The 10,704-nt window shown below is 68.9% G+C and carries 10 protein-coding genes; 5 read left to right on the top strand and 5 right to left on the bottom strand.

All coding sequences use genetic code 11. From position 1 onward, the window contains the following. Positions 1 to 481 (bottom strand): hypothetical protein (locus FE256_RS10810; RefSeq protein ID WP_138175458.1); only part of this gene is annotated, 481 nt, incomplete at its 3' end. 257 nt (positions 482 to 738) lie between these two features. On the opposite strand from FE256_RS10810, the gene FE256_RS10805 reads away from it, so the two are divergent. Next, positions 739 to 1,992, top strand: coding sequence for a hypothetical protein (locus FE256_RS10805; RefSeq protein ID WP_138175455.1), 1,254 nt, complete (start codon positions 739 to 741; stop codon positions 1,990 to 1,992). A gap of 167 nt (positions 1,993 to 2,159) precedes the next feature. On the opposite strand, the gene FE256_RS10800 is transcribed toward FE256_RS10805, so the two are convergent. From FE256_RS10800 to FE256_RS10785, 4 genes are all read right to left on the bottom strand, one after another. Beyond that, a complete protein-coding gene (locus FE256_RS10800) occupies positions 2,160 to 3,626 on the bottom strand; it encodes a glycoside hydrolase family 1 protein (protein WP_138175452.1) in 1,467 nt (488 codons plus the stop codon). Between the two features lie 29 nt (positions 3,627 to 3,655). Then, complete coding sequence (locus FE256_RS10795) at positions 3,656 to 4,561, bottom strand: carbohydrate ABC transporter permease (RefSeq protein ID WP_138175449.1); 906 nt, start codon at positions 4,559 to 4,561, stop codon at positions 3,656 to 3,658. Continuing rightward, positions 4,558 to 5,649, bottom strand: coding sequence for a carbohydrate ABC transporter permease (locus FE256_RS10790; RefSeq protein ID WP_138175446.1), 1,092 nt, complete (start codon positions 5,647 to 5,649; stop codon positions 4,558 to 4,560). Before FE256_RS10790 ends, FE256_RS10795 begins: the two co-directional genes overlap by 4 nt. A gap of 155 nt (positions 5,650 to 5,804) precedes the next feature. Further along, positions 5,805 to 7,082 (bottom strand): ABC transporter substrate-binding protein, encoded by a 1,278-nt coding sequence (locus tag FE256_RS10785; RefSeq protein WP_138175444.1) that lies wholly within the window; start codon positions 7,080 to 7,082, stop codon positions 5,805 to 5,807. Between the two features lie 207 nt (positions 7,083 to 7,289). On the opposite strand from FE256_RS10785, the gene purS reads away from it, so the two are divergent. The 4 genes from purS (at position 7,290) to FE256_RS10765 (ending at position 10,664) form a co-directional block, all read left to right on the top strand. Beyond that, positions 7,290 to 7,538, top strand: a complete 249-nt coding sequence (gene purS, locus FE256_RS10780; RefSeq protein ID WP_138175442.1) for a phosphoribosylformylglycinamidine synthase subunit PurS — start codon at positions 7,290 to 7,292, stop codon at positions 7,536 to 7,538. Next, a complete protein-coding gene (gene purQ / locus FE256_RS10775; protein ID WP_138175440.1) occupies positions 7,535 to 8,242 on the top strand; it encodes a phosphoribosylformylglycinamidine synthase subunit PurQ in 708 nt (235 codons plus the stop codon). The genes purS and purQ overlap by 4 nt, the downstream gene beginning before the upstream one ends. Positions 8,243 to 8,461: 219 nt before the next feature. Next, positions 8,462 to 9,904 (top strand): response regulator transcription factor, encoded by a 1,443-nt coding sequence (locus FE256_RS10770; protein ID WP_138175438.1) that lies wholly within the window; start codon positions 8,462 to 8,464, stop codon positions 9,902 to 9,904. Positions 9,905 to 9,935: 31 nt separating this feature from the next. Beyond that, positions 9,936 to 10,664, top strand: coding sequence for a GntR family transcriptional regulator (locus tag FE256_RS10765; protein ID WP_171024298.1), 729 nt, complete (start codon positions 9,936 to 9,938; stop codon positions 10,662 to 10,664). Positions 10,665 to 10,704 lie beyond the last annotated feature (40 nt).

Genomic DNA, 10,704 nt, shown 5'->3' with positions numbered 1-10,704 from the left:
GGGCATGGAAGAGGGCGTTGACGGCCGAGGTGATCATGACGGCCGAGACCAGCTCACCGTGCGTGTGGAACACGTCGCCCGCGCGATCACGAGAGCCGTGGTCGATCTCGATCCGCGCGATCGCCTCGTCGCTGCGATACGTCACGGCGACGCGACGGGGGACGAAGAGCACGTCGTTGGGAGCGAGGGCCGTGGGCGCGGCATCGCCGATCTGAACGCTGCCCGCACCGGCGACGTGGACGACGAGCGTGTCACGCTCCGGCTCCTGCGTCGCGGGACGCGACAGCGTCAGAGCCGTGTGCCACACCCGGCGGATCGCGACGTCGGCCACGATCGCCTCGTCGATGAAGGCGTGGGATGCCGCGAGGTCAGCGTCGGTCGCCGACCACCCACGCAGACGGAACCACTCGGCGACCTCGCGGCCTTCGAGGGGAATGCGACGGACGCGCCAGGACGACCGCGGCGGGCGGGGATCGGACATGGGCGGCGGACCTCCGAGGAACTCGATGCCCGGGGCAGGTCTCGACAATCTAGGGCCGGCGAGCCGAAGGGGCGCAGTCGCCTCACCCGACGAACGCTCGAGCCGTCACCCTCGGCACCAACGCTGGCCGGCCACCCGTCACCCGTCCGGGCGTCACGACGACAGCGCGAACGCGCGTGCGACAGGCGTGTCCGCGTCGGCCGCACCGGACTGCTTCATAGGAGACGGCACCCCGAACCCGAACCGAAGGAGCCCTCATGACCGACCTCTCGCGCGCCTCCCCGCCCGACGACGGCGTCGCCCGCCGTACGATCCTCGCCGGAGCGGCGTGGAGCATCCCCGTGATCGCGACGGCGACCGTGGCCCCGGCAGCTTCGGCCTCGGGCACGCTCGCGCTGGCGTTCAATCAGGCCAGCTACACCGGCACGGCCTGCTCGACGATCACCGGCGCGTACGTGACCGCGACGACGGACGGGTCGCCCACGGTCGGCGCGTCGATCACGGTCAGCGCGAGCGCCGATCTCACATTCGAAACGGGAGGACCCTCGATCACCGGCATCACCGATACAGACGGACGGTTCTTCTTGCCCGGCCTGCGGATGGGCCCGTCACCCGTCATCGGATCGATGACTGCGACAGCACCCGGCTCGGCGGGAGTCGCAACCGTAACCACGCAAGCAGGCGCGAGCGCTTTCGGGTACTTCGGCGGCAACAGCACCCCCCGCGACGCCATCAACGTCCCCGCCGGATCCACCAACGTCTACTCCGACTGGTTCCTCACCCCTGAGGGGAAACTCATCGCCGCCAACAGCGGTGCCACAATAGCCACCGGAATCGCCAGCGTCGGAAGCAACCAGGCCAACAGCTGGGTCGGCTTCACCCGACTCAACGGATCATTCGGGTACTTCGGCGGCAACAGCACCCCCCGCGACGCCATCAACGTCCCCGCCGGATCCACCAACGTCTACTCCGACTGGTTCCTCACCCCTGAGGGGAAACTCATCGCCGCCAACAGCGGTGCCACAATAGCCACCGGAATCGCCAGCGTCGGAAGCAACCAGGCCAACAGCTGGGTCGGCTTCACCCGACTCAACGGATCATTCGGGTACTTCGGCGGCAACAGCACCCCCCGCGACGCCATCAACGTCCCCGCCGGATCCACCAACGTCTACTCCGACTGGTTCCTCACCCCTGAGGGGAAACTCATCGCCGCCAACAGCGGTGCCACAATAGCCACCGGAATCGCCAGCGTCGGAAGCAACCAGGCCAACAGCTGGGTCGGCTTCACCCGACTCAACGGATCATTCGGGTACTTCGGCGGCAACAGCACCCCCCGCGACGCCATCAACGTCCCCGCCGGATCCACCAACGTCTACTCCGACTGGTTCCTCACCCCTGAGGGGAAACTCATCGCCGCCAACAGCGGTGCCACAATAGCCACCGGAATCGCCAGCGTCGGAAAAAATGAGGCCAACAGCTGGGTCGGCTTCACCCGTAGGGGGGTGTGCTGAGTCCCTTCGGCATTGAGTTCGTGGCACGTGCGGGTCGTGATCGACACCGCAGGTGTAAGCCGACCCCGCGGGACAGCGCTCACCTCGCCGTCCCGCGGGTCGGCTTACGGGGATGGAACTCTTGGCTACCGATTACCGCCCCTCGGCGGCCGAGTGCGAACTACGACTCAGACGAGCCCAACCACCCTTCGCTCGCTAACCAGCGCCCGCTCCGCGATCACCCGCGCGTACGCAAGCCCCGAGTCCTTCACGGTCCGCTTCTGCGTCGCGTAGTCGACGTAGACGATGCCGAACCGCTTCTCGTAGCCCCAGGCCCACTCGAAGTTGTCCAGCAGCGACCAGTAGAAGTACCCGCGCACGTCGACCCCGCGGTCGACGGCATCCAGGATGGCGGCGAGATGCGCCTCCACGAACTCCACCCGCTCGGTGTCGTGGACGCGCGTCTCGCCGTCTTCCGCGATCGGGACGTCGTCGTAGGCGGCACCGTTCTCGGTGACGTACAGGGCGACGCCGGCCTCGGCCGAGTACTCGTCGCTGACGCGCGCGAGGAGGCGCGTGAGCCCCTCGGGCTGTACCTCCCAGCCCATCGTCGTCCGGGGCAGGCCGCGGTCGTGCCAGTACAGGTTCTCGTGCGCGGGGAACGGCGACGCGATCGGGCGCACGGTAGGGGCGTCTCCCCCGGGCGGGTTCACGCGCGGCGGCGTGCCGCCGACGAACTCGCCGTGGTAGTAGTTCACACCGAGCGTGTCGATGGGCGTCGAAATGACCTCGAGGTCGCCCGGGCGCACGGCGTCCTGCCAGCGCCGCACCGCCTCGGCATCCACGTTCCGGAAGTCCTGGATGATGTCGGCCGGGTAGGTGCCGCGGAACACCGGGTCGAGGAACCACCGGTTGAACTGCCCGTCGATGCGCCGCGCGGCGTCGAGGTCGGCGGGGTTCGCGGGGTCGACGGCATCCGCCACCGTGAGGTTGAGCGTGAGCCCGAGGTTGAGCGACGCGTCGCGCGCGCGGAGCTCCCGCACCGTCTGCCCGTGGCCGAGCAGCAGGTGGTGGGCGGCGAGCATGCCCTCGGCCTGCGAGTAGTGCCCCGGCGCGTGCGCACCGGCGGTGTAGCTGAGGAACGACGAGCACCACGGCTCGTTGAGCGTCGTCCACACGTTCACCCGGTCGCCCAGGGCGTCGTGCATGTCGAGCGCGTACTCGGTGAACCGGTCGCTCGTCTCGCGGACGGTCCAGCCGCCGCGATCCTCCAGCGCCTGCGGGAGATCCCAGTGGTACAGGGTCAGCCACGGGAGGATGCCGGCATCCAAGAGCTCGTCGACGAGGCGCTCGTAGAAGTCGACGCCCTTCGCGTTGAGCGCGCCGCCGTCGGGACGCACGCGCGACCACGAGGTCGAGAAACGGTAGGTCTGCAGGCCCAGGCGCTTCATGAGCTGCACGTCGTCGCCGTACCGGTGGTAGTGGTCACAGGCGACGTCACCGTTGTCGCCGTTGATGACGGCGTCGGGCACGCGGCTGAAGGTGTCCCAGATCGAGGCCTTCCGTCCGTCCTCGAGCGCGGCGCCCTCGATCTGGTAGGCCGCGGTGGCCGCGCCGAAGAGGAAGCCCTCGGGAAAGGCTCGGGTGTGGGACATGGATCGGGTTCCTTCCGCGGGCGCAAGCGTCATCCCTTGACCGCCCCTTGCATGATGCCACTGACCAGCTGCTTGCCCGCGAAGACGAACAACAGCAGCAGCGGGATCGTCGACAGGAGCACGCCCGCCAGAACGATCGAGTAATCGACGAAGTAATTGGACTGCAGCAGCGACAGGGCCACCGGCAGCGTGGGGTTCTGGCGGTCGAGCACGATGAACGGCCAGAAGAAGTTGTTCCAGGCGCTCACGAACGTGAAGAGGGCGAGCATCGCCGCCGCCGGCCGCGCGGCCGGCACCCCCACCGTGAGGAAGGTGCGGAACGAGCTGGCGCCGTCGACGCGCGCCGCTTCGATGAGTTCGTCGGGCACGGCCTGGCGGAGGTACTGCGTCATCCAGAACACCCCGAACGCGCTGGTGAGCGCCGGAATGATGATCGCGCCGAGCTGCCCGGTCCACCCGAGCTCGCTGAACAGGATGTACAGCGGCACGACACCGAGCTGCGTCGGCACGGCCATCGTGGCCACGACGAAGACGAGCAGCCACGGTCCGCCGCGGAACTTCAGCTTCGCGAACGCCCACCCCGCGAGGGTGGAGAAGAAGACCACGGATGCCGCGATGAGCCCGGAGCTGATGATGGAGTTCAGCAGCGCCGGCCAGAAGTTGACCGCCGGGTCGCCCATGACGGCGGCGGCGTTGGCGAAGAAGTTGCCGCCGGGGATCCACGATCGGTTCGCGTCGCGGATCGTCGAGGAGTCCCCCGAGCCGATGAGCAGCGACCAGTAGAAGGGGAAGACGCTGGCCAGCAGCACCGCGCCGAGTGCGGTGTAGACGACCCACCCGGGCCGCGAGCCGCGCACCGGGCGCGGACGACGGCGGGGCTTGGCCGGAAGGTCGGGGTCGGCGATCGGGACGGGTGCAGCGTTGACGGCGGTCATCGACCCGCCTCCTCTCCGGCGGCGGAACGGCGCGAGGTCTCGGCATCCCGTTCCAGGTCCTTCTTGGCGGCACGCGCCTGGGCGCGCATCTCGCGACGGGACCGCGTATCGCGTCGGCCCTCGTCGCGCACGAGGGAGCGCGTGATGAACAGATTGACCACGCCGATGGCGAGGATGATGAGGAACAGGATCCAGGCCAGCGCAGCCGCACGGCCGAAGTTCCACTCCCCCCAACCGACGTTGTAGAGCCACAGCGTGACCGTGAGCCACTGATTGTCGGCGCCGCCGGTGCCGTACTGGTCGTACATCCGCGGCTCGTCGAAGATCTGCAGACCACCGATGGTGGACGTGATGATGACGAAGATCAGGGTGGGCTTCAGGCTCGGCAGCGTGATCGAGAAGAACTGCCGCGGCTTGCCCGCGCCGTCGACCGTCGCGGCCTCGTAGTACTCGCGGGGGACGGCCTGCATCGCGGCGAGCAGGATGAGGGTGTTGTACCCGGTCCAGCGGAAGTTCACCATCGTGGCGATCGCGATGTGGCTGGCGAAGGCGTCGGAGTGCCACGGGATGGCCGGCAGCCCGAGGCTCTGCAGCGTGGTGTTCACGACGCCGTACTGGTCGCCGAACATGTTGCTGAAGATGAGGGCGACGGCCACGGGCGCCATGACGTAGGGGATCAGCACGCTCATGCGCCAGAAGGTCTTGGCGCGGATGTTCTGGTCGAGCATCGCCGCGATGAAGATCGCGAGGATCAGCTGCGGGATGCTCGAGAGCAGGAAGATGCTGAAGGTGTTGCGCAGCGCGATCCAGAACTTCGGCTGGCTGAGCACCCAGGCGTACTGGTCGAAGCCGATGAACTCGCCCGAGTTGCGGACGAGATCCCAGTCCATGAAAGAGATCACCGCGGTGTACGCGATGGGGAACAGCCCCGTGATCGCGAACAGGATGAAGAACGGCGAGATGTAGAGGTAGGGCGAGAGCTTCAGGTCCCACGCGCTGCGGCGCTTGCTGAAGCCCACCCGCCGGGGCTCGCGCGCCCCCGATGACGGCGTAGCCGTCGAGGTGCGCCGTTCGAGTGTGCTGGTCACGGTCTGTGCTCCGTTTCTGCCGCGTGAGGGGTCAAAATGTGTCGCCTGGGATGTGGGCAAGCGACACTTTCTGACCTCTCACGCGAGAACGAGAAGGGGACGGGCGACGGATGCCAGGGGCCGAAGCCGCAGCCCCTGGCATCCGTTCGCTGGGGTCAGGACAGGGCGTCGACCTCGGTCGCCCACTGCTGCCAGGAGGTGGAGGCGTCCTGGGTGCCGTCTTCGACACGCGTCAGCGCCTTCTGCATGGCGTCGTTGATCTGGAAGTAGAAGGCGCCCTTGTACGGCGACACCTTCACCGCCTGAGCCCGCTCGGAGAGCATCTCGCCCACGGGGGCGTTGTTGAAGTACGCGTTCGTGCTGCTCAGGAGCGCGTCGGCCTTGAGGGCGTCGGTCTGGCTGGGGAACGTGCCGGCGTTCTCGAACGCCTTGACCTGGGTCTCGGGGTCGGTCAGCCAGTCGGCGAGCTCCTGCGCGGCCTGCACGTTGGCGCCGTTGCCGGGCACGGTCAGGTACGACCCGCCCCAGTTGCCCGCGCCGCCGGGGAAGACGTTGGCGATGTCCCAGCCCGTGACGTCGGGGGCGTTGCCCTCGATGACACCGAGCATCCAGCCGGGGCAGAGCATCGTGGCGAAGGCACCGTTGGAGAGACCGGCGAACCAGTCGTCGGACCACTGGCCCAGGTGTGCGGACTGCGTCGCGCTGGCCTTGAGGACCTGGTCGTAGATCTTCTTCACCTCAGGGTTGGAGGTGGCGGTGATCTCGCCGTTCGAGGGGTCCTCGTAGGCGGCGGCGACCTGGTTGATCGCACCCTGGTAGGTGCCGCCGGCCGAGTCGAAGAACGCCTTGCCCGTCGCGGCGACGTACTGGTCGCCGACCGAGAAGTAGGTCGACCAGTCGCCCTGGAGGAGCTTGGCGACCTCGGCACGGTCGGTCGGGAGGCCCGCGGCCGCGAACAGGTCGGAGCGGTAGCAGACGCCCTCGGGGCCGATGTCGGTGCCGTAGCCGACGAGGTTGCCCTCGGGGCTCGTGGCGGCCTCGACCTTGTAGTCGAGCCAGCGGCTCTTGAGGTCGTCGGGCACGGGGGCCAGCAGGTCGGCGTACTCCATGACCTCGGGCAGCCAGTCGACCTCGATGGCCTCGATGTCGGCGAGGCCGGTCTTGCCGAGCTTCTGGAAGTAGTTCTCGCGGGCCTCGTTGCTGGTCGCGGCCTTGTTGTGGACGATCTTCACGTTCGGGTGCGCGTCCATGTACTCCTGCAGGAGCGCGTCGGTGTAGCCGAAGTCGTTGAACGTCGCGATGGTGAGGGTGACCTCGCCGTCGCTCCCGCCCGAGGCGGAGCCCCCGCTGCCGGAACAACCGGCCAGAACGAGGGCGGAGGTGGAGGCGACGGCCGCGACGACGGCGGCACGGCGCAGGGCACGTGATTTCACTGGACACTCCTTCGTGGTGGGTGATCGGTGTGCTCCTGTGCGCGGCGCCCCTCGACCTCTGAATCGTGGGAGCGCTCTCACCGATCGGGATGACGCTATGGGATCGCTCCCACGCTGTCAAGAGAGCGCTCCCCAGACACGTCCGGGAGGAGCGGGGACAGCCCCGTAGAATGGCATCCACTGCCCTTTCCGACACCTGGAGCTGGAATGCCCACCATCGTCGTCGACGTCATGCCCAAGGCCGAGCTTCTCGACCCGCAGGGAAAGGCGGTCGCCGGCGCTCTGTCGCGTCTGGGCGAGAACCGCTTCACGGACGTCCGCATCGGTAAGCGCTTCGAGCTCACGGTCGAGGGCGAGGTCGACGAGGCCACCCTGGCCCGCGCGCGCGAGCTCGCCGACGAGATGCTCTCGAACGCGGTCATCGAAGACGTCGTGAACATCGAGGTCGTCGAGTGACGACGCGCATCGGGGTCATCACCTTCCCCGGTTCGCTCGACGATCGCGACGCGCAGCGCGCGATCCGTCTCGCCGGCGCCGAGCCCGTCGCCCTGTGGCACGGCGAACACGACCTCCGGGGCGTCGACGCCCTCGTGCTCCCCGGCGGCTTCAGCTACGGCGACTACCTGCGCGCCGGCGCCATCGCCGCGTTCGCGCCGATCATGTCCGAAGTGAAGGATGCCGCTGCCCAGGGCATGCCGATCCTCGGCATCTGCAACGGCTTCCAGATGCTCGTCGAGGCGCACCTGCTGCCCGGCGGCCTGATCCGCAACGCGCACCAGCAGTTCATCCGTCGCGACCAGCGCCTGCGCGTCGAGAACGCCTCGACCGCGTGGACCAACGCGTTCGACGAGGGCGACGAGATCGTCATCCCGCTCAAGAACGCCGACGGCGGATACATCGCGGATGCCGAGACCCTGGCCCGCGTCAACGGCGAGGGTCTCGTCGCGTTCCGCTACCTCGGAGTGAACCCCAACGGCTCGCTCGACGACATCGCCGGGCTCACCAACGAGCGCGGCAACGTCGTGGGCCTCATGCCCCATCCCGAGCACGCCGTCGAGCCCGGCTTCGGCCCCGGCACCCCGGCCGCCATGCGCTCGGGTGTCGACGGCCTCGGCTTCTTCACTTCGGCGATCTCCGCCGTGGTCGCCGCCGCCGCCTGACGCGAACCGGCCGACCGATACGTTCGGCGTCAAAGACCCCCGCGTGGGGGTGGATTGGCATATCCTCGCAAGGGGGGCGTGCCTTTGGGGGACCGCCGTTCCCGCGGCCGATCGCGAACCCGAATCCGCGTCCGACCGCCGTCCTGGGTGTCTGTCATTCCACGACACGATCGCTGTGCACCATCATCCGCGCGGTCGCGCTCGTCCGGCGGAGGTCACATGAGCGATTCCACTGGTTCCATTGGCCCGAGCGCGGCGCTCCGCGCGGCGGCGGCACACACGTCCCTGCGCCTGGAACCGGGGCACGGTCAACCGTTGCCGCGTCATCTGTCCCTCTTGGCCGAGGCCGAGCCCGGACCGGCACCCCTGGTGTGGACCGACACGCGCGCGATGCTGCTGTCGGCGATGCTCGTCGCGCGCGCCCGCAACGATGCCCTCGGCGACGGGATCGAACTGGTGTCGCGGTACTTCGACACCGGGCGGCTCACTCGCCCGACCGCCCTCTCGGGCCCCGCGCGATCGGGGCTATTCGCGAGCGTCGCGGAGTACTGCGCGGCCGTCGGCTGGCCGCAGATCGGCGGACATTACGCCTCGGAGGCGCTGCTGTTCGCCGAGACGCCCGAGCAGCGCTACCGCGCGTTGAGCGTGCAGGCACTGAACCTGGGCCTCAACGCCGAGTACCCGGCCGCGGCGCACGCGATCGCCGAAGGGCGGCAGCTCTTCGCCGATCAGGGCTGGGCGTCCGCCGACGTCTCGCACTGCCTGCTGCTGGGCGACGGCCTGGTCGCGGTCAGCCGCGCCGACACCGCGCACATGCGGGCGATCGCCGACGAACTCGAGCACGCCCAGCCCGAAGATCCGTACTGGGCCTTCTGCGCCGGCATGATCCGGGTCACGACGATGTTCGTCGAGCGCGACATCACCGAAGGTCTGGCCAAGACCTGGGAGATGCTGCACGGTTCCGGTCGCAGCCGCAGCTTCCGGATCGTCCGCGAACTGCTGCTGGGCCTGCACGCCGACATGCTCACCGCGCAGGGCGAGTTCGACGAGGCCCTGGCCGTGCTGTCGCACGCCGTCACGCACCCGGGGCACGCGGTGTGCTTCCCGATGCAGCGCGCTGCGACCCTGTTGCAGATGGGTCGCGAGCGCGAGGTCATCGAGACCACGAACGCGTGCGTCGCCCTGCACGACGAGCACTGCCTGCGCACCCTCACGCCGCTGCTGACACGGAGGGCCGTGGCCTTCCTGCGTCTGGGCAGCGAGAAGCGCGCCGTGCAGAGCATGGAGGCCGCGGTGATGCTGATCCAGCGCACCGGCGGCTCGGTCACGCCGTTCCTCATGATCCCGTTCGCCGACACCGACCGCCTGCTCGATCTGGTCGCCGCGCACAACGCGGACCTCGCGCCGACCGTGGCGATGATGCGACGGATGCTGCCGGCGATCGCCGCGCGATCCACCGACACCGACGTCCTCGCCACCCTCACCAGCACCGAGCGCGAGCTCGCGCACCTGCTCACATCGAGCCTCGGCATGCACGAGATCGCGCGGGCGCGGAACGTGTCGGTGAACACCGTGAAGTCCCAGGTGCGCTCGATCTACGGCAAGCTGGGGGTGTCGAGCCGGGAGGATGCCGTCGAGGTGCTGCAGCGTCCGCACGAGTGACCCCGAGGGCTCGCCGCGAACGAGGGGGCCCATGCGCGCGACGGACCAGGATGCCGTGATCGACCGGATCCTCGCACTGTGGAGCGGCGACCTCGACACCCTCCCGTCCGAGCCACGGCTCGCCGAGTTGACCGGAGCCAGCCGCGCCTCGGTGCGCGAGGCGCTCGTACGGCTGGAGGAACGCGGATACGTCCACCGCACGCAGGGGACGCGCACGACGCCGAACCGGCGGCTGCCGGACGTCGGGCGGCGGATCGACGAGCAGTTCGACCACTCGCTGTCCATTCGCTCCGCCGGATACGAGCCGCTGCTCGAGCTCGCGGCATCCGAGGTGCGCGTGCTGCGCGCGGGCGATCCGGGCCGCTTCGACGACCTGCCGGACGGCACGCGCGTGCTGCGGACAGTCAAGGTGTGGCGGGTGGACGGGGCGCCCTACGCCCTGGCCGAAGATCTCGTCCCGCTCGCGCGCGAGGTCGAGCTCGACCCGCGGCGACCGGTGTTCGAGCTGGCCGAGGAGGCCAACGGCATCCGGGTCGCGTGGGAGACGCTGTGGGTCGACGCGGTGAGTCTGGATGCCGAGCGCGCGGCGCTGCTGGCGACGACACCCGGAGCCCCGGTGGTCGAGATGACGTACTGCGGGTACGGGACGGGCGACGACGTCGGGTACTGGTCGCGCGAAGTGCAGGTGTCGGCCCCGTCGGGGCTGCGCAACGCCCTCATCCGGCGCGTGCGTCACGAGCGGGGCGTTTCGGGGTCGTAACGACGTTGTGAACGTGTCAGACAAGTTGTTCGATGACTTG

The sequence above is a fragment of the Microbacterium sp. 5K110 genome (assembly GCF_005774735.1).
Classification (GTDB): Bacteria; Actinomycetota; Actinomycetes; order Actinomycetales; family Microbacteriaceae; genus Microbacterium.
The sequence above is the reverse complement of the archived record's forward strand: the minus strand, read 5'-3'. Positions and strand labels throughout refer to the sequence as shown.